The organism is Actinomyces ruminis (genome assembly GCF_002154335.2).
GTDB classification, from domain to species: Bacteria; Actinomycetota; Actinomycetes; order Actinomycetales; family Actinomycetaceae; genus Actinomyces; species Actinomyces ruminis.
The window spans coordinates 1-18155 of the sequence record NZ_MTPX02000022.1; the positions used below are offsets into that span (position 1 = coordinate 1).

Consider the following 18155-nt stretch of genomic DNA (forward strand, 5'->3'; position numbering starts at 1 on the left):
CTCCCAGGAGCCGCCCGCCGCCCACACCGCGGCTCCGGCCGCGCCCGAGCACGGCACCCGGCCCGGCGCGCCGGAGCGACGCCCGAGCTCACCCACACAACCCGGCTCCGCCGACGCCGAGATGATCCGCGCTCGCTGGGAGGAGGTGCTCGATGCGGCCAAGCGCTCGCGGCGGGCCACCTGGGCGCTGGTCGGCCCCAACTCCCAGCCCGGCGGCATCAATGACGGTGTCTTCCAGGTCATCTTCACCGGACAGGGGCTGGCCAACGCCTTCGAGGCCGGAGGCCACGGTCCTGTGCTCGCGCAGGCGATTCGTCAGGCGCTCGGCCTCAACCTCGAGGTGCACGCCGTGCTAGCTGGGCCCGGTGGGCCCGCCGGGCCGCGGGGAGGCCCCAGTGGTCCGGGCAACCCGGGTGGGTTTGACGGTAACCGCGGCTACGGTGCGCGGCCCGGCGCGGGTGCCAGCCCCGGGCAGGGCCCCGGAAACGACGGCGGGCGCACCCCTGCCGGAGCGCAAGATCATGCCGGCGCCCCGCATAGCCCCGCTCCCACACCGCTCCCCAGCGGCGACGACGGCTGGGGCGAGGTCGCCGTCCCCGGCGGTGGCCACGTCGCTCGGGAACAGGCGGCCCCCGCGGAAAGCGCTACGACTCCGGCACCCGTCACCTCTGCCCACCCCACTTCGCCGGCGCCGGTCGACCCGCAGCGACGCGCGCCAATGACAACCCCATGGGCACGGCCACCGCCGACGCGGGCCCCGAGAACCCGCACGCCCAGCCGCCGGCAGGCTCTGCGGATGGCGAGGCGACCGCCCCCGCAGACACCGACCCGATTACCCCCGGCAGCGCGGACCCGGCGCCCACACCCGTGGATGACACCGATCCTGACGCCGCCCCACTTGCCACGGTCCACCGGCTGCGGCCCCTGCCGCAGGTACCCAGTCCGGCGTCGCCGCCCGCGGCGGATTCTTCCGGCGCCGTCGAGTCGGCCCGGACCCCCGGAGCGGCGACCGGCATGTCGGCGGGTTCTCCAGATCCGGCTCCGGCGGATGCCCCGGAGGGTGCCCGATCGCACCGGCTGGCGCCGGTAGCCTGGGATGCACCGGCCCAGACCTTCTCCGATGGCGTGCCTCTGCCCGAGGAGCCCGGTGATCCCGATGGACCGGAGGACCTCGGCCTACAGCCGGAGCGTCGCGGCTGTCTGCCGCCCAGGCGGCCGCCAGAGCGGCTGCCCGCGGCGGAGCCCGCAACCACAACGGTGGAGCGCTGGACCCCCGCCGCACCGCCATCGAGGACGACCTGCCCAGCGAGGACGATGAGGACGCCGAGGAAGCCGGCGTCGTCGGGCTGGAAGTCGTCAAACGCCTCCTGGGCGCCACCGTTCTGGAGGAAGTCACCGTGACCCAGGAAGGACACTGACCTTGCCCGCTGCCTACGAAGGCGCACTTCAGGACCTCGTCGATCAGTTCGGCGAACTACCCGGAATCGGCCCTAAGTCCGCTCAGCGGCTTGCCTTCCACATCCTGTCGGCGGACGCCGAGAGCGTCGAGCGGCTGGTGGAGGCGCTGCGTGCCGTCAAGTCCCGCGTGCGCTTCTGCGTCACCTGTGGGAATGTCTCGGAGGAGGAGCAGTGCGCCGTCTGCCGCGATCCGCGTCGTGACCGGAGGGTCGTCTGCGTGGTGGAGGAGCCGAAGGATGTTGTCGCGATTGAGCGGACCCGTGAGTATCGGGGGCTGTACCACGTGTTGGGCGGGGCCATTGACCCGATCAATGGGGTCGGGCCGGATGATCTGCGTATTCGTGAGCTGTTCGCCCGGGTGGGGGACGGCATCGTGGAGGAGGTTATTTTGGCTACGGATCCTGATGTGGTTGGCGAGGCGACTGCTGCTTACTTGACGCGTATGTTGCGCACCATGGCCGTGCCCGTCTCGCGGCTCGCCTCCGGCCTGCCCGTTGGCAGCGACCTGGAGTACGCCGACGAGGTCACCCTCGGGCGGGCCTTTGAGGGGCGCCGTCGTGTTGATGAGGAGGGCTGAACCAGGGCGCATTGTCTGAGATGGTCACAAACGAGCTTTTGACACCGAATGACTGCTCACGGATCGTTGGAATCATGCGGTTTCGTAATCGGGCTGGGCGGCCGAATCGGGCGTTTGTGACCATTTGCGACAATGCGGGGCCCGTGGGGCGCGTGTGTGCTACGTGTCGCGGCGGATGAGGGCGAGGGCGTAAGCCGCGAGGCACAGACCCGCCCAGGTGGCGAGTACAAGCGCGGCGGCCGCGGGCGGCAGGGCGGTGACGTCGTAGCCGGGGGCTCCGAGCAGGCTGAGGGCGGCCTGGTCGGGGAGGAGGCGCAGGACCTGGGGCCATTGCAGGATGCCGGTGCCGACGATGATGGGCACGGTGATCAGGATTCCTAGGGCCGCGATCGCGGAGCGCAGCAGCCCGGCCAGGCCGAAGGCGATCACCGACATCAGCAGGTAGGCCGCGGCCCAGCGGGCGACGTCCAGCAAGACTTCGCCGATGCCCAAGTCGGCGGCGATGTCGATAGTAAGTCTGGCGGGGGTGACCGCGACGGCTGTGGTGACGGTGACCACGACCAGCATGCTGGCGGTTTTGCCCGCCATTAGGCTCGTCGATCCGGTACCGCCAGGAGCGTCATGCGGAGCTGCCCGCCCCGATGCTCGCCCGCGGCGGCGTAAACGGGAAGCACAAGGAAGGCGTACACGGGGGCGAACATGACCATGCCGAAGGAGGAGATGGAGGCCGGTTCGACTTGGTCGGGGTGGGTGTAGAAACCGACCCCGGAGACGTCGACTACGGCCAAGACCAGGTTCGCGCAGGTGGCGACCGCCACCATGATGAGCGTGGATGGGGCAGTCACCAGTTTGGTGACCTCACCGGCCACGATGTCGCGACGGCGGATGGGAAGCGGTCGAGCTGTGCTCATTTGGCGTCCCTACTGAGCACGCCCGCCACAGCGACGACGCAGGCGACCACCGCCCAACCGAGCAGCACGGCCGCACCCCAGGCGGGGCTGCCGGTCAGCGGGACGGCGACGTCGCTGCCGGCCAGCACCAGGTTCCGTGCGGCGCTGAAGGGTGTCAGCGCGTCGACGGCGGGGGAGACAAGCGCCAGCACCTGCGTCATGGTCACCATGACCAGCAGCACCGTGACAATGACGCCGACGAGCGTCTTACGCGCTATCAGGGTGAGGGCATAGATGAACACAGTGGTGGCAACCATGAACAGCAGGACGCGGGAGTCAGCCAGGAGGAAGCTCGGCGACCACACATCATCCACAAGTGCATCGGAGCCACGGACCGCCAGGTGGAGCAGCGCCTTGGCCACACCGATCCAAATGACGCCGAGGATCAGTACCTGGACCGCTACGGCAGTGAGCTTTCCTGCCAACAGGCGTCCGCGATCAGGGACGGCGAGCACGCTCATGCCGAACTGGCCGGTACGGAACTCGGCGCCGGCGATGACGGCGCCAAGCAGGGGCGTCAGGATGGCGGGGTTGAAGATGTAGGCGACGTAGTCGGTGAGGACAGACGTATCGGCGACGATCAAGAGACCGTCCACCTCACTGGTTCCGTCGCTACGGAGGTTCGCGACCAACTCCTGGTTGAAGACGAAAGACTGGAACTGGAACAGGAGGAGAATCGCGGTGAGGAGCAGCATCATGATCCAGACGCTGGGCAGGGTGAGGGCTTGGTGAGTTCCGAGCGGCCGACGGCGACCATGCGGTTCACCAACCTTGTCCGGGGTGAGCATCGGTGAGGGCGAAGAAGGCATCCTCAAGTGAGGTGTGGCCCGCAGTGATCTCATCCAGAGTGCCGTCGGCGATGATCCGTCCCCGGTTGATGATGACAATGTCGTCGACCGTTTGAGCGGCTTCCCCCAGAAGGTGGCTGGACAGCAGCACGGTGTTGCCGGCGTCGGCGTAACGGCGCAGGAAGGCTCGGATGGTACGGATACCCTCGGGGTCGAGGCCGTTCACCGGCTCGTCCAGCACCAGGAAGCGCGGCTCGCCCAGCAGGGCGGCAGCCAGCCCCAGACGCTGGCGCATACCGAGCGAGTACTTGCGCACCCGCGTCGTGCCGGCGTCGGCCAACCCAACCTGTTCGAGCACCTCGTCGACGCGGCGGGCGGGTATCCGGTTGGACTGGGCGATCCAGCGCAGGTGGTCGACCCCGCGACGCTCCGGCACGGCGGAGGCGCCGTCGAGCATCGCGCCGACGGTGCGCAGCGGCTGCTTCAGGGCAGTGTACGGGCGCCCGTCTATCAGCGCGGTGCCGGAGTCGGGGCGGTCCAGGCCAAGCAGGATGCGCAGCGTGGTGGACTTGCCGGCCCCGTTCGGTCCGAGGAAGCCGGTCACGCGGCCGGGCTTGGCGGTGAAGCGACCCGGTCGACCGCGGTATTGCCCCCGTACCTCTTGGTCACGTCAACAATCTCGATCATCCGGTGGATCTCCCTTCCGGGTCAGTGAGGCGGCGGTGTACTGCCGGCCACTACCGTTCCACCGAGAGACTCGGCGCCGCGTCGTGCAAAAGTCGACATTGACGGGTGCCAGTCCATCCCGGGTGCGCGCAGAGCCGGGTCAGCGGGACTCGTACAGCAGCCCCGCCTGGTGGGCGAGCACGGCCAGTTGCGTGCGGTCGCTGACGTCCAGCTTCGTGAACAGCCGACTCAGGTAGGTGCGCACAGTGGGCAGGGCCAGGTACAGCTCCTCGGCGATCTGCCGATTGGAGCGCCCCTGGGCTACCAGCCGGATCACCTGGAGCTCCCTCTCGCTCAGACGCACCTGGGCGAACGGGTGGTGCGAGTGGGATGGTCGCTGCTCGAACTGGCCCATCAGCCTTGCGGTCACCTCCGGCGCCAACCAGGCGTGTCCGGCGTGCACGGCCCGCACCGCGCTGAGAACCTCGGAGGAGGAGGCGTTCTTCAGCAGGAAGCCCGCGGCGCCTTGCTTCAGCGCGTCAGCCACGTACTCGTCCAGGTCGAAGGCGGTGAGCACGATGGCCCGTGTGTCAGACTCGACGATGCCGCGCAGTACGTCGATCCCGCTGCCGCCGGGCATCTGCATGTCTATGAGCGACACGTCCGGGCGCAGCGCGGTGATCTTTCGGATCGTCTCCGGGACGGTTCCCGCCTCGCCCAGGACGCGGAACCCGTCGACGGACTCGAACAGGCGCCGATAGACGCGGCGGAAATCGGCGTCGTCGTCAGCGAGGAACACGGTGATTGGCGTGTTCACCGTTCCTCCCGCAACGGTATCCGCGCCAGCAGCCGCGTGCCACCGTGCGCTAGAGAGGAAACTGCTAGGGAGCCGCCGACCGACTCGACCCGCTCACGCATACCCGCCAAGCCCGAGCCGGGCACCAGCCGAGAGGGTATGCCGGTGCCGTCGTCATCGACGCGGACGGTGAGGCTTCGCCGTCGGGTCTGACAGCGACCGTGCACGCCGAGGCCCCGGAATGCCGCACAACGTTGCTGAGGGCTTCCTGCACCACGCGGGAGACCACTGCCTCGAGCTCAGGCGCGAGCGCCGGGATGTTGAGCTCGGAGTTGACGTCGAGACCGCTCACCCGCGCCGCCGTGATCAGTTCCTGGAGTGACGGTGCAGCGGGGAGGGCCGGGTCGTCGGCGCGCAGGGTGCGCACCAACTGCTGGACCTCCTCCAGGGCGGCGCCTGCGCGTCGCTCAATATCCACCAGGCTCGCTCGCAGTTCGTCCCGTGTTGAGGAGATGCAGCGGGCGACGTCGGCCTCCGCCCGAATGACGCTGAGCGCGTGGCCGACGACGTCGTGCACCTCCCGAGAGATCGCCACCTGCTGCCGGGCGCGCAGGGCCGCAGCTCGTTGTTGCACGGCCTCATTGGCAGCGGCGAGCCTGCGGGACTCCGCGCAGCCGAGTAGCCAGGAGACCCCAAGGGCCAGACAGGAGGCCACGATGCGCTGCGTCATTGAACCCGTGGCCGGGGTGCCGAAGAGAGCCGCCGACAGGATCAGGGCGATGACGGCCGCGAGATGGAAGGCGTGCGTCCGGGAGCCGTACCTGACCGCCAGCGGGTACAGGCACCACGCCGCGGCGAGCATCGGATCTGTGGCCAGTCCCAGGCGCCAACCGATCGCGGTGGCGATTAATGCGGTTGCCGGGGCTGCGAATGGCAGCCGCCAGCGCATCAGCGTCGCCGCTGCGGTGACGGCGGCGAGCAGGGCGCCGATTGACCGGGACGCCGGATGAGCGGCGGTCAGCGCCGGGGCCCAGAACAGCCCGGCTACGACGGCGGCCGCTCCCGCGTTGATGACCAACGAGAGCGACGGCATACGCCAGAGCATTCTCGCGTCCATGTTGCGCAACCTACCGGTTTTTGTGATGACGGGCGTCATCCATTCGGACTACACAACTGCCGCATGCTCGTCGGCGGTTCAGGCCAACCGGATGCCGCGGGGGAGCGGACCCGCCGGGACCCGCAGGCGGCGGGCTGCCACCCAGGCTCCGCCCGCGCCGAGCAGCAACAGCAGCGCCGCGGTAGCTGGCCAAAACGCCACGTGGCCAGCCTCAGACTCGTCCCGTGAGTTCTCGTAGATGCTGTCGTCGCGGTCATCGGACTGCTCGGCGCAGGGGTTACTGACCGTTGTTCCTGAGGACTGCGGATCGCGCATCTCGTCGATTCCGCGGCCGAGCCCCTCCAGCAAGCTCTCAGAGTGGTAGCGGTTCAGCGGCGCGCGGGCCGAAACATCGCCCAGTGCCACGAAGGGATTGGGGACGAGCATCCACCAGATTCGCTCGGCGTGAGTGACCGTGGTGTGGTACCGGTAGGGATCCTCCCGGCACACCAGCTCGTCATCCGTGGAGGCGTCGTAGTCGATGCTGTAAGTGATCCGCTCCTGGCGCTCCTGCACTATGGGGGTGGCGATCGCGGTGGCCATGGGGGTGCCAACCGTCAGCGCCGCCACCAGTAGGTAGGTCAGCACCGCCGACGCCGAGGTGCGGGCCGTCAGCGCGGAGAAGCCCAGGCCGATGCCGCACACCGATCCCAGCGTGAACACCAGCAGTAGCAGGTGGCCCAGCAGCGCCAGCAGGGTCGCCCCGCCCACCGCGGTCAGTATCAGCAGGAATGGCAGCGCCACCGCTAGGAATGCCATGGCCGCCGCCCACGCCGCCAGCAGCTTCCCGACGGCGATCTCCTGACTACGCAGCGCCGTCGCCTGCAACAGTGCCAGGGTCGCGTCGGCACGGTCCCCGTTAATGGAGGTGGCCGACAGTGTGGGTGCCACGATCAGCCCGATCCCGAGTACGAAGCACAGCACCACGTCGTACAGGCCCGGCGCGAACTCCTCACGTTCCATGCCCGCGGAGACGGACAGTCCCGTCATGCCCACGAACAGCACCACGAGCACCAGCGCCCACACCAGCAGCATCACCCACCAGCGGGTCGACCGCACTCGCTGCCGCAACTCCAACACCATCACGGTGCGTATGCCCTGTCGACTCATGCCCGCTCCTCTTCCATTGCGAGGTACGCCGCCTCCAGTGCACCGGTCACCGGCGCGAAGGACACCACCTCGACTCCATCCTCAACGGCCTGCCGCAGTATGCGTGCCGCAGCGGCGTCGTCGGGCACTTCCAAATGCACGGAACCGTCGGGATCGAGGACGGCGCCCGGCGGTGTTCCCGCGCGCGCCCATGCGGCCAGCCGCTCGGGGTTCAGGGCACGCATCCGCCAGCTGGTGCGCAGCGGCGTTGGGCGCACCGGCACCACGCCTCCGGCCGCCGCAGTCCCTGCCCCGGACTCCGCACCAGGTTCTTCTGCGTCCTGGCCTAAGGCCGCAGCGGCTTCGTCGGCGGGGCCGGCGCCGGGCGGCACAACCGCACGCCCGCGGGACATGAAGACGACGCCGTCGACCATCTCCTCCAACTCGCCCAGCACGTGGCTGGAGACCAGCACCGTCGCCCCCTGACCAGCCAGGTCTCGCAGAATGCCGCGCAGATCGGCGCGTGAGCGGGGGTCCATGCCGGCAGCGGGCTCGTCGAGCAGCAGTACCCGTGGGGCGTGGACGAGTGCTCGCGCCAGACCCAGGCGCTGCTTCTGCCCACGCGAGAGCACCCGTGCCGGGGTGCGGGCCATATCGTCTAGATGCACCAGGGTGAGCATGTCGGCGGTGCGTTCGCGGGCGGTTACGTCGTCGAGCCCCTGGGCGGCGGCGAAGGTCAGCAGAATCTCCGTGCAGGTCAGCGAGTCCCAAGTGCCGAAGGCGTCCGGCATCCAGCCAACCGCCTGGTGCACTTGGCGCGGCTGGGTGACCGGGTCTAGACCCGCAACCTTGATCGTGCCCGTATCCGGACGCAGCAGTGCCGCCAGCATGAGCAGCAGGGTGGTCTTGCCCGCCCCGTTGGGGCCGACCAGGCCGGTGATGGCACCGGAGGGGGCTGACAGGCTCAGCCGCTGCACGGCCGGCGCCGACCCGAAGAAGCGTGTGACCTGGGTCGCCTCAATGCTCATGGGGGTTAATGTAACGGTTACGTCATGGGGTGGCGAGCTCGTCGCCCGGCACGGCGCGTGGTAGTCGGCATCGGTCGGGAGAGGGCAGGCTTTCCGCGCGTCGCCGGTAGGATTCAGTCATGGTTGACCAGCCGATCACACGCCTTGGCGTGACCAACTTCGGGCCCTTCGCGTCGGCCGACCTGACCTTCTCGGCTCAGATCAATGTCTTTGTAGGCACGAACAACACCGGCAAGTCCATGCTCCTCAAGCTGCTGTATGCCATGACGGCGGTGGCCTCGGAGAAGTCGAACCCGGTACGGCGCGGGGCGGGTGTCGATAGCTGGCCAGGGAACCTCCCTGACAAGCTGCGCGGCGTCTTCAACGTGGACTCGATCAGTTCTCTCACCACGCATGGGCAACGTCCGACGCGTCTTGGCCTCACGCTGGACGACGAAAGCGATCTCGTCTACGTGTTCTCGGACGACGAGATACCCGGTGACGCCAATGTCTTCCTCAACGTCAGCTTCCGCCGCCCCCGCGACTTCCCGGTCTTCATTCCCGCACACGAGATCCTCTCGGTTGCCCACGGACTCCGCTCGCTCTTCGCCACCTATGAGGTCCCCTTCGATGAGACCTGGAACGACCTGGCGACGCTGCTCTACCGCCCCCGCCTCAAGGACCGCTCCGACACGGAGATCGAGGACGTCATCGGTGACATCGTCGGCGGACGCTTCGAGGTCCGGGATGACCGCTTTGTCCTGTGTCGCGACACTGAGGGTGATTCAGGTTTCCAACTTGAGGCGCCGCTGGTCTCTGAGGGGCACCGCAAGCTCGGCATGATCCAGGTGCTCCTTGCCAACGGGGTCCTCAAGGATCAGGGTTACCTCTTCTGGGATGAGCCCGAGGCCAACCTCAACCCCGCTTCCATCCGGCTCCTCGCCCCGCTCATCGCCGGACTCGCCCGCCGTGGAGTTCAGGTCTTCCTCGCCACCCACAGCCTCTTCCTCCTGCGCGAGCTTCAGATGCTCGACGAGCAGGAGGCTGCGGACAACCGCTACTTCGGGTTCGACCGCAGCGACCGCGGCCTGGTGGCGGTAACTCAGGCCGATGACCTTGACGACCTGCCCGTCATCACGGCCCTCGACGCCGAGCTCGAGCAGTCCACCCGCTACCTCTACCGGTGACCCCCCATGGTGGAGCTCGAGGTCGACGGCGCAAGCTTGTCCTTCCCCGACGGCTGGGAGGCGAGCAAGTACGATGAGTGGCCGTTCTTCAGGAACACCCTCAGCAAGGTCCTGGACACCGCTGGCAAGGCGCTGCATGGCTGCGACATCGTTGCCTTGGACGGCGAACATCTGTGGCTCATCGAGGCCAAGGACTATGCCTACCAGGAGGCGAAGGTGCCTAAGGACCTGGTTGCTGTTGTTTCCGAGAAGGTCATGGACACGCTCGCGGGCCTGCACGCGGGAACCCGCGACGAGCACACCGAGCGGGAGACGTGCCGCAAGGCGGTGAGGGCCCGGAAGCTGTATGTAGCGCTGCGCATCGACTTGCCCGGCGCACAGCCGCACGCGAGGCGAGGTCGGCAAGCCGCCGCACAGCAGACGATGGCGAACTATCGGCAGGAGTTCCGCAAGTCGCTCCGCCGCGTCGTCAACGGCAAGGTCCACGTCATCACGGGCCGGGAAGACCCACCGACTGTTCCGTGGACCGCGAGATGGAGCGAACAGGGTCGTAATGCTCATCGGCAGACGTAGTAGAGCGCGCCATCGGGCAATAGGGTCGACGAGGAGGACTGAGAGCGGGGCGATCGGTGGCTGGCATTGTCCGAAATGGTGACAAATGCCGGACTCGGTGCCCGGATTGGTTTTCACAACCGCACGATTCCAACGTTTCGTGAGTCGTGAGCCAGCGCCTCGGGGTCCTTTGTCACCGTTTGTGACAATGCGGGCGCGATGGAACGGATTGGACGGCCCAGGCGCGGATCCACTCGACGGCGTGCTCGACGGGAAGGAATCGCATGCTGCGTAGCGGCGCATCCGATTGGTGGTTCGGGCCGACGCTGGAGGTGGTGTCGCCGGGCGCGGTGTCGGGGTCAGTCGTCGACATAGTCCTCACCGTACTTCTCAATGTAGTACAACTCCCATTGATCAATCGCGGTGACTTCGGGCGAGTCCAGCATGACGCTCATGGACTTGTCCGAGGCTACGAGGCTTACAGTGACTTGGTTGTTGAGTATCCAGTCGGTCTGAAGAACCTTAGTTCGGTTCCCGGTTTGTTTGCCGGTACCGTACAGCGCTGTGAGTGCGCCGGCGATGGCGTCGTAAGCCTGCCACAGCGATGAAGCCCAGGGGCTGTTTGGCTCGGCCCGCAGGTTGCGGGAGCAGAGTGGTATCGATACCCCGCTGCACTGGCCATCCAGACGTGTTAGGTATCCCCCGTCTTCGTTGACGGTGAGTTCTGTGGTGAATAGTTCGGGGTCTTGTGGGTTGGGTGTCCAGCCGAGTTTGTCGCGGGTGGCGTAGGCGGTCTCCCAGGTGATGGGCCAGTCGAGCTCGGCCCAGGCGCGGATCCACTCGATGGCGCGCTCGACGGGAAGTATTTTTATCTCGGTCATGGTGGGCGGCTTCTGCTGAGGCCATGTGCGGTGAGGCAGAGGTGTCTGTGGATGGGGGTGCAGGTGGTGGGGCGGAGGTGCCGGCTTAGTTGCCGAAGTACTCCGGGTACTCGACCGTCGGGTCGTGCTCGGCGTGGTCTACCCACGAGGCGCGAATCTCGTCGGCTGTGATGCCTGGTGTGAGGACGACGTGACCAGTGAAGAATGTGTCCGTGAGCCACAGAACAAGATTCGGATCAGGATTGAGAGAACGCACCCACGCGGCGACCTCGGCTACCCCTGGTTGGTTGAATGGCCCGGAGCAGGAAATGACCTTGTTCTCCGGAAAATGACATATCTCCACCTCATGTCCTTCGAAAACAGGGTACGCGTCGGCGTCGGAGTCCTCTGGGCTGAGGCCCGCTTGTACGATTCGGCATCTAGCCACTGGGCCCGTGCTGCGCGGATGAATGTGTCCTTGTCGGCAATTGTCAGGGTGGTGGGTCCCGGGGGTAGTATTGAATATCGCTCGCTCATGACTATATCCTAACTCCAATGTTGTGTTGTCAAGGAACTACCTTGATGATGAGTGGGAAGTCGTGCCCGAGTATGCTGCGGGCGCGTTGCCCGAGGAACTCTGCAGCTTTGTCGGTGTTGGTGACGATGGTAAGGCCTCCAAGGGGGTTGTTCGGGTTGAGTATCGCTTGGCCGTAGCGTCTTATCTCACGGTCGAAGTCCTTGTACAAGAATTCTGGCCTGCCGCCTTCGTATAGTGCTCCGGAGCCTCCTTTGGTGTGTTTGGCGTCGAAGGCTATGGCGATGTTGCCGTCGGCGGTCACGGCGTCGGCGATTATTGTTTCGTCTCCGACGCCTGTTGGGATGACGCGTTCGACGTCGGTGCCCAGGACTCGGTGCTGGTATTGGATTGCGGTGGTTGATGGTTTGCGCACTACGGGCTGCAAGTTATTAATCCAGTCGCGTACGCCCTGCTCGGTCCAGGTGTGAGTGGTGGTGCGGCTGGTTTGGTGTGTGAGGGTTTCGGCGTTGCGGCGTGCGGCGCGTGAGACCGCGACGCTTTCGGCTGCAGTGCGGGCTGCTTTGCGGGTGCCGAGTCCGAGGGCGGAGCCGGGTATGAAGGTCAGGGCGAAGTCGGCGCCGTCCAGCAGGAGCTGTTCCCAGGTGGCGTTGGCGGTGTAGGAGCGGGTGGCGGCGGCGGGGTCCTGGATGAAGGTGGCGATGCCGCGCCCGTGGGACAGGGCCCAGGTGCCCACGCCGACGGCGCCCAGCGCCGCGGCCACCGATAGGCCGCCCCAGGCCAGGACGAGGACGGCTAGGGCGGTGACCAGGATCTGGCCGAGCGTGCCCAGGGAGTCCCACCACTGGGCAAGGCCGTCCAGCAGGCCGGCGAAGAAGTAGGGCCAGTCGGGCTGTTGGAGCCAGGAGCCGATGTCCTGGGCGAGGGTGGTGCCGTACCACCAGCAGACCGCCAGCATCACCGCTCCGACTGCGAGTGCGATTAGGCGGAAGGCGTTGCGCGCGGCCGGCTCGGTGCCGGGGGTGGTCACGGTCATGGCGTCTTGGCGCACCCCGCGCACCTGCACGCCCATGGCCCGGCCCTCGGCCATGCGCGCCCTGCGGCTCAGGGCCCGGTCCCCGTACGCGGCGGCCATGACCGCCAGGTCCGACCAGCCGTAGGCAACCAGCCACACCAGGGCCTGCACCGGGGCCCGTAGGGCGGCCGGGGCCCCGGTCATGGGCAGGGCGGGTGCCTTGGGGGCCTCGATGGCGACGTCGCCGAACACGCCGGCGCGGTGGCGGCGGCGGGCGTCGACCAGCATGCAGGTGACGAACAGGGCCATGGAGACGGCGATCTGGGTGCGCCCCTGCCCGCGCACCTGCCAGGCCAGGCGTATCCAGGTGGGGATGGCGGTGTCCTGGTCGGCCCAGCCGGTCCAGCCGACGGTGGCGTTGTAGCAGGCATGATCCACGATCGCCGTCGTCAGCATGACCACCGGCGGCAGCCACGCCAGCATGCGCCACCAGGGCCTTGCGGTGCGCCACAGGGCCAGGCCCAGGGCGATGCCCATAGCCACGCCCATGGTGGGGATCTGGTGCCCGGTGGCCACCACCTCCACCGGGGTGTCCAGCTCCAGGAGGTTCTCGGCCCAACTGCCCCCGTGTATCAGGAACTGTCCGTCCGTCCAGGGGTTGAAGGTGTACCCACGTAAGTTTTCTCCCAGCAGCTGGGCGAGCATGCCCGGGGGCACCAGGCGGCGGGCGCCGTCCTCCGCGATTGTGAAACCCGCCCCGGCGGCGAAGCCCAGCAGCGCCCAGTCCACCGCCGCCAGACGCCGGATCCGGCCCGGCGCCAACAGCGCCAGGGCCAGCAGCGGCAGCAGTTTGCCCGGCTCCTCCACAAACGCTGCCAACGCGATGAGGGCGCCGTCATCGCTGGTGGAAAGCCCGATCGCCTCACCGATCGCCTGGGTGGCCAGCGCCACCAGGACCTACCAGGGCACGCTGATGCCCATCAGCAGCAACAGCGGACGCAGCCCCACGGTGCGGGTGCGCGCCAGCAGTCCAATGACCAGCAGGCAGCCGGTCATGAACAGCGCGGGCACCAGCCCGATCGCCAAGCGCGGCACCGCCACCAGCGCCACCACCCCCACCACCAGCACGGCAATGGAGGCCACCTGCTGCACGCGCACCACTGCGCGCGCGAAACCCGCATGGCGCGCCCACCAGCCCCGCCAGCCATCCAGCGCCCGCTCCCACCACTCCGCCGGCACATCCAAAACCGATAAGGCATGATCCGCGCCCACCGTCGCTGCCGTACTCGCAGTCGGCGCGACAAAATGGGCCGGCTGCGCCGCTTGCCGGCCTGGCGGCCTGCCGTACGAGGGCGACGCGGGCACCACAAACCCATACCCCTGCACAGAGTCGGCACGCACACCAGGACCGGCCGCGGACGGCATCACCCCATACCCCGACACCCGGTCAGGCGCCGACCCAGCAGCGGGAGCGGGCGTGCCGGAGGAATCCCCGCGGGGCGCACCGCTCGGCATCACCCCGTACGCACTCGGCGGCGTAGCAGCATGCCGACCCTGCAACGGCCCGGCCGAAGACCCTGGCGGCGGAGGCGCCGGGAGGTCCCCGCCCACCGCGGATGCGGAGCGGTCCCGCTGGGCGCCGTCGTCAACCATCAACCAGACCTTTCAGGAACCAACAGGGATAATGACGAAACCATAACGCTCGCCATGCGGCAACCTTAGGTGTGTCCTACCTGTGATGCAACCCTGGTCGGAGCCGATGCGTTAATCAATGCCTCACCCCTTCGGGCCCGACCCCGCGCCCACCTACCGGTCGCCGTGAGTTGCCGTAACACGCGGGCCGTATGCTTGGGTCAGACGCCACGCCGAGGACGCCGGGACGCCCCGCGCGGGCGCGCCCGCCGAGTCGGTGCTGGCAACGACCGTACCGGCAGCACAATGGCAGGAACCCCCACATGGCACTGGTCGTGCAGAAATACGGAGGCTCATCCGTCAGCGACGTTGAGGCGATTCGCCGCGTCGCCAGGCGCGTCGTCGCCACCCGCAAGGCGGGCAACACCGTGGTGGTGGTCGTCTCCGCCATGGGTGACACGACCGACGACCTGCTCGACATGGCCGGCGCCATCTCCGCCCGCCCGCCCGCTCGCGAGATGGACATCCTCCTGTCCGCCGGCGAGCGCATCTCCATGGCGCTGCTGGCCATGGCCATCGGCGAGCTGGGCGTGCCCGCCCGCGCCTACACCGGCGCCCAGGCCGGCGTGCTCACCGACTCCAAGTACGGGCGCGCCAGCATCGTCGGCGTGATCCCCGAGCGCATCGCCCGCGCCATCCAGATGGGGGCGGTCGCCGTCGTCGCCGGCTTCCAGGGCATCAACGAGGTCGAGGACGTCACCACCCTGGGCCGCGGCGGCTCCGACACCACCGCCGTGGCGCTGGCCGCCGCCCTGAACGCCGACGTCTGCGAGATCTACACCGACGTCGACGGCCTGTTCACCGCCGACCCGCGCATCGTCCCCACGGCCCGCCGCATCGAGCTCTCTCCAGTGAGGAGACCCTGGAAATGGCCGCCAACGGAGCCAAGATCCTGCACCTGCGCGCGGTGGAGTACGCCCGCCGTTTCGGTGTGCCCCTGCACGTGCGCTCCTCCTTCTCCGATAAGACCGGCACCTGGATCTACGACGGCCGCCGCGAGGGCGCCTTCATCCCGCCCGTGCTCCCAGGCGCCGACGACGACGTCCCCTCCGCCGCCGCCCCCGCCCCGCCGGCCAACACCGCGCCGGCGCCCGCCATGGACGCCATCACCGGCCGCGTCGTCGCTCCGGCCGACGCCGTGCCACCCGACAGCGCCTCCGTGGGTGCCGCTCACACCCGCGCCGTCACGCCCGCGCCCAGGCCCGCCCGCACCCGTCCGCTCAGGAGGATCACGTGGAAGCCCCCGTCATTTCCGGCATCGCCCACGACCGCAGCCAGGACAAGATCACCCTGGTCGGCGTGCCCGACATCCCCGGCGCCGCCGCCCGCATCTTCGAGATCGTGGCCCGCACCGACGCCAACATCGACATGATCGTGCAGGACGTGTCCGCCGAGGGCACCGGCCTGACCAACATCTCCTTCACCTGCCCCGACGGCGACTCCGCCAAGGCCCGCGCCGCCCTGGAGGCCGCTCAGGACGAGCTCGGCTTCAAGACGCTGCATTTCAACCCCAACATCGGCAAGCTTTCCCTGGTGGGCGCCGGCATGCGCTCCCACCCGGGCGTATCCGCCAAGCTGTTCGGCGCCCTGAGCGAGGCCGGAATCAACATCGACATGATCTCCACCTCCGAGATCCGCATCTCGGTGGTGGTGGACGACGCCGTGCTCGACGAGGCCGTACGCGCCGTCCACTCCGCCTTCGGCCTCGACGCCGAGGCCGCCGAGGCGGTCGTCTATGGAGGTACCGGACGATGAGCAACCAGAGCCAGCAGATCCCACAGGCCGGACCCGCCAATGAGTACACCGGCCCGGCCGACGGCGTGAGTATCGCCGTCGTCGGCGCCACCGGCCAGGTCGGCCGGGTCATGCTCGCCATGCTGGCCCAGCGCGCCTTCCCCGCCCGCAGCCTGCGCCTGTTCTCCTCCGCCCGCTCCGCCGGAAGCATGCTCGAGTTCCGGGGGGCGCGCATCGAGGTGGAGGACGTCGCCACCGCCGACCTGACCGGCATCGACGTGGCGATCTTCTCCGCCGGCGGGGCCGCCTCGCGCGAGTACGCCCCCCGCTTCGCCGCCGCCGGCGCCGTCGTGGTGGACAACTCCTCCGCCTGGCGCAAGGACCCGCAGGTGCCGCTGGTGGTCGCCGAGGTCAACCCCGAGGCGCTGGCCGACCGGCCCAAGGCATTATCGCCAACCCCAACTGCACCACCATGGCGATCATGCCCGCCCTGAAGGTGCTGCACGACGAGGCCGGCTCAAGCGCCTGGTCGCCTCCACCTACCAGGCCGTCTCCGGCTCCGGACGGGCCGGGGTGGCCGAGCTCGCCGGGCAGGTGCGCACCGTCGTCGAGCAGGGGCAGGACCTCGAGGCACTCGCCCTGGATGGGCGGGCCGTCACCTTCCCCGCGCCGGACGTGTACGTGGACACGATCGCCTTCAACGCCGTCGCCTGGGCCGGTAACGACGCCGGCGACGGCTCCGGGGAGACCGACGAGGAGCAGAAGCTGCGCAACGAATCCCGCAAGATCCTGGGGATCCCGGACCTGCGCGTATCCGGCACCTGCGTGCGCATCCCGGTGTTCTCCGGGCACGGCGTGAGCGTAAGCGCCGAGTTCGAGCGCCCGCTCAGCCCCGAGCGGGCCATCGAGCTGCTGCGCGCCGCCCCCGGCGTCACCTACGAGGAGGTGCCCAGCCCGCTTAAGTCAGCCGGCCGCGACGGCACCTTCGTGGGCCGCGTGCGCGCCGACGGCGCCTGGGACGACGGCCACGGCATCGCGCTGTTCGCGGTGGGCGACAACCTGCGCAAGGGCGCCGCGCTCAACGCCGTCCAGCTGGCCGAGCTCGTCGTCGCCGACCTGGCGGCCGCCTGAGCCCGCCCGTCCCCTCATCAAGACCGGCACTAGTGACCTGCCGAGACCGGCACAATCGGCGCCTCCGCTTCATTGAGGTCAGCAGGCGGCACCTCGCCGGCGTACAGGTACACGCCGACCCGCTCCGACAGGCCGGGAACGTCTAGCCGCAACTCCCGTGCGGCTGCACGCGTCAGTCCCTGTTGCTCGCAGAACTCGTAGCTGCACAGCGAGTCCGCATACAGGAAGAAGTCCTTGCGACCGTGGCCGCGCAGGTGCTCCATGAACCCGTCGTACAGACTGGTGCCGATCCCGCGGCTCCGACAGGCGGAATGCACCGCAAGTAGCGTGATCTCGTCGGTGAGGGCTGCGTTCCCGCCTAGCAGTACATCCTGGTGCAACTGGGCGTACCGGTGCTCGATGCCGAATGCCTGCATGAGCGTGTCCCGCTGCGGCATTCCCGCTGTCGCCAGCCAGGTCAGGCCGGCGAGCTTGTGAGCGTGAGCGAGCGGCCGGGCCGGAAGCGAAAGTTCGTCCTCGACCCGTCCCATAATGACGCCCATGACCCGCTCGGTGTCGCCCTCGTCGTCGTCGCCCTGTGTGGCGTCGTCGGTGGCGACGGCGACCTGCGCGTAGGTGGAGGCCAGCAGACGGTCGGACAGGAACACCTCCGCGGCGGAGCGCTCCAAGTAGGGGCGCGGTGCGTAGTGGCGAATGTGGAAGGCGTCGAGGATGATCGCCATGACGCCTTCGGCGTCCCGGGGTTCATAGGGGCGGTAGGTGATGGTGGACATCGTGTCTCCTGGCATCGTCGGAATTAGCGTTCGTCGCTGTGACGGTAGGTGGGCGGCCTGGGTGGGCGTGGGGAGCCGCCTTCGTGTTTCTGGTATCGCTGGGAAGGGGCGGCGCGCGGGCGAGGACAGGGAGGCTTGCCATGCCGGTTCGCCTTTGGCTACGACGCCGGTTCATCTATTAGGCACATA

19 protein-coding genes and 2 pseudogenes are annotated in these 18155 nt (G+C 68.4%); 6 read left to right on the plus strand and 15 right to left on the minus strand.

Features of this window, described 5'->3' with window-relative positions; translation table 11 throughout:
- On the minus strand, positions 1–243 hold a 243-nt coding region (locus tag BW737_RS15540; RefSeq protein ID WP_143233246.1), incomplete at its 3' end, for a hypothetical protein.
- Positions 244–729: 486 nt separating this feature from the next.
- On the opposite strand from BW737_RS15540, the gene BW737_RS15545 reads away from it, so the two are divergent.
- Together BW737_RS15545 and recR are read left to right on the plus strand one after the other, a co-directional pair.
- The gene (locus BW737_RS15545; RefSeq protein WP_143233247.1) at positions 730–1401 is read left to right on the plus strand and encodes a hypothetical protein; all 672 of its coding nucleotides are present in this window, start codon (positions 730–732) and stop codon (positions 1399–1401) included.
- Between the two features lie 19 nt (positions 1402–1420).
- Complete coding sequence (recR, locus tag BW737_RS03365) at positions 1421–2035, plus strand: recombination mediator RecR (protein ID WP_086615723.1); 615 nt, start codon at positions 1421–1423, stop codon at positions 2033–2035.
- Between the two features lie 159 nt (positions 2036–2194).
- On the opposite strand, the gene BW737_RS16640 is transcribed toward recR, so the two are convergent.
- From BW737_RS16640 to BW737_RS03400, 9 genes are all read right to left on the minus strand, one after another.
- Positions 2195–2623, minus strand: a complete 429-nt coding sequence (locus tag BW737_RS16640; RefSeq protein ID WP_218961772.1) for a hypothetical protein — start codon at positions 2621–2623, stop codon at positions 2195–2197.
- Complete coding sequence (locus tag BW737_RS16645; RefSeq protein WP_218961769.1) at positions 2623–2946, minus strand: hypothetical protein; 324 nt, start codon at positions 2944–2946, stop codon at positions 2623–2625. The genes BW737_RS16640 and BW737_RS16645 overlap by 1 nt, the downstream gene beginning before the upstream one ends.
- On the minus strand, positions 2943–3683 hold the full coding sequence (locus tag BW737_RS03375; protein ID WP_218961770.1) for a hypothetical protein: 741 nt from the start codon (positions 3681–3683) through the stop codon (positions 2943–2945). The genes BW737_RS16645 and BW737_RS03375 overlap by 4 nt, the downstream gene beginning before the upstream one ends.
- A gap of 64 nt (positions 3684–3747) precedes the next feature.
- Complete coding sequence (locus BW737_RS03380; RefSeq protein WP_257210426.1) at positions 3748–4377, minus strand: ABC transporter ATP-binding protein; 630 nt, start codon at positions 4375–4377, stop codon at positions 3748–3750.
- A gap of 222 nt (positions 4378–4599) precedes the next feature.
- A complete protein-coding gene (locus BW737_RS03385; RefSeq protein ID WP_086615725.1) occupies positions 4600–5256 on the minus strand; it encodes a response regulator in 657 nt (218 codons plus the stop codon).
- The gene (locus tag BW737_RS19815) at positions 5253–5381 is read right to left on the minus strand and encodes a hypothetical protein (RefSeq protein WP_420835698.1); all 129 of its coding nucleotides are present in this window, start codon (positions 5379–5381) and stop codon (positions 5253–5255) included. Before BW737_RS19815 ends, BW737_RS03385 begins: the two co-directional genes overlap by 4 nt.
- Positions 5321–6340, minus strand: coding sequence for a sensor histidine kinase (locus BW737_RS03390; RefSeq protein WP_180272038.1), 1020 nt, complete (start codon positions 6338–6340; stop codon positions 5321–5323). The genes BW737_RS19815 and BW737_RS03390 overlap by 61 nt, the downstream gene beginning before the upstream one ends.
- A 90-nt stretch (positions 6341–6430) precedes the next feature.
- Positions 6431–7501 (minus strand): ABC transporter permease, encoded by a 1071-nt coding sequence (locus BW737_RS03395; protein ID WP_086615727.1) that lies wholly within the window; start codon positions 7499–7501, stop codon positions 6431–6433.
- Positions 7498–8508 (minus strand): ABC transporter ATP-binding protein, encoded by a 1011-nt coding sequence (locus tag BW737_RS03400; RefSeq protein WP_086615728.1) that lies wholly within the window; start codon positions 8506–8508, stop codon positions 7498–7500. The genes BW737_RS03395 and BW737_RS03400 overlap by 4 nt, the downstream gene beginning before the upstream one ends.
- A gap of 119 nt (positions 8509–8627) precedes the next feature.
- On the opposite strand from BW737_RS03400, the gene BW737_RS03405 reads away from it, so the two are divergent.
- Both BW737_RS03405 and BW737_RS03410 read left to right on the plus strand, forming a co-directional pair.
- The gene (locus BW737_RS03405) at positions 8628–9674 is read left to right on the plus strand and encodes an AAA family ATPase (RefSeq protein ID WP_086615729.1); all 1047 of its coding nucleotides are present in this window, start codon (positions 8628–8630) and stop codon (positions 9672–9674) included.
- Between the two features lie 6 nt (positions 9675–9680).
- On the plus strand, positions 9681–10247 hold the full coding sequence (locus BW737_RS03410; RefSeq protein ID WP_086615730.1) for a hypothetical protein: 567 nt from the start codon (positions 9681–9683) through the stop codon (positions 10245–10247).
- Positions 10248–10585: 338 nt separating this feature from the next.
- Here the strand turns inward: BW737_RS03410 and BW737_RS03415 are convergent, their stop codons facing one another.
- The 4 genes from BW737_RS03415 to BW737_RS03430 all read right to left on the minus strand — a co-directional run bounded on the left by BW737_RS03415 (position 10586) and on the right by BW737_RS03430 (position 13908).
- On the minus strand, positions 10586–11107 hold the full coding sequence (locus BW737_RS03415; RefSeq protein ID WP_086615731.1) for a DUF6301 family protein: 522 nt from the start codon (positions 11105–11107) through the stop codon (positions 10586–10588).
- 85 nt (positions 11108–11192) lie between these two features.
- Positions 11193–11450: a hypothetical protein gene (locus tag BW737_RS03420; RefSeq protein WP_086615732.1), complete on the minus strand. Its 258-nt coding sequence runs from the start codon at positions 11448–11450 to the stop codon at positions 11193–11195.
- Between the two features lie 202 nt (positions 11451–11652).
- On the minus strand, positions 11653–13587 hold the full coding sequence (locus BW737_RS15990; protein ID WP_086615733.1) for a hypothetical protein: 1935 nt from the start codon (positions 13585–13587) through the stop codon (positions 11653–11655).
- 6 nt (positions 13588–13593) lie between these two features.
- Positions 13594–13908: a hypothetical protein gene (locus BW737_RS03430; protein WP_143233248.1), complete on the minus strand. Its 315-nt coding sequence runs from the start codon at positions 13906–13908 to the stop codon at positions 13594–13596.
- Positions 13909–14591: 683 nt separating this feature from the next.
- Here BW737_RS03430 and BW737_RS03435 point away from each other — a divergent pair.
- Both BW737_RS03435 and BW737_RS03445 read left to right on the plus strand, forming a co-directional pair.
- A pseudogene (locus BW737_RS03435) lies at positions 14592–16083 on the plus strand (aspartate kinase).
- Positions 16080–17193, plus strand: a pseudogene (locus BW737_RS03445) (aspartate-semialdehyde dehydrogenase). The pseudogenes BW737_RS03435 and BW737_RS03445 overlap by 4 nt, the downstream one beginning before the upstream one ends.
- A gap of 29 nt (positions 17194–17222) precedes the next feature.
- Here BW737_RS03445 and BW737_RS03450 read toward each other — a convergent pair.
- Complete coding sequence (locus BW737_RS03450; protein WP_143233249.1) at positions 17223–17966, minus strand: GNAT family N-acetyltransferase; 744 nt, start codon at positions 17964–17966, stop codon at positions 17223–17225.
- Positions 17967–18155 lie beyond the last annotated feature (189 nt).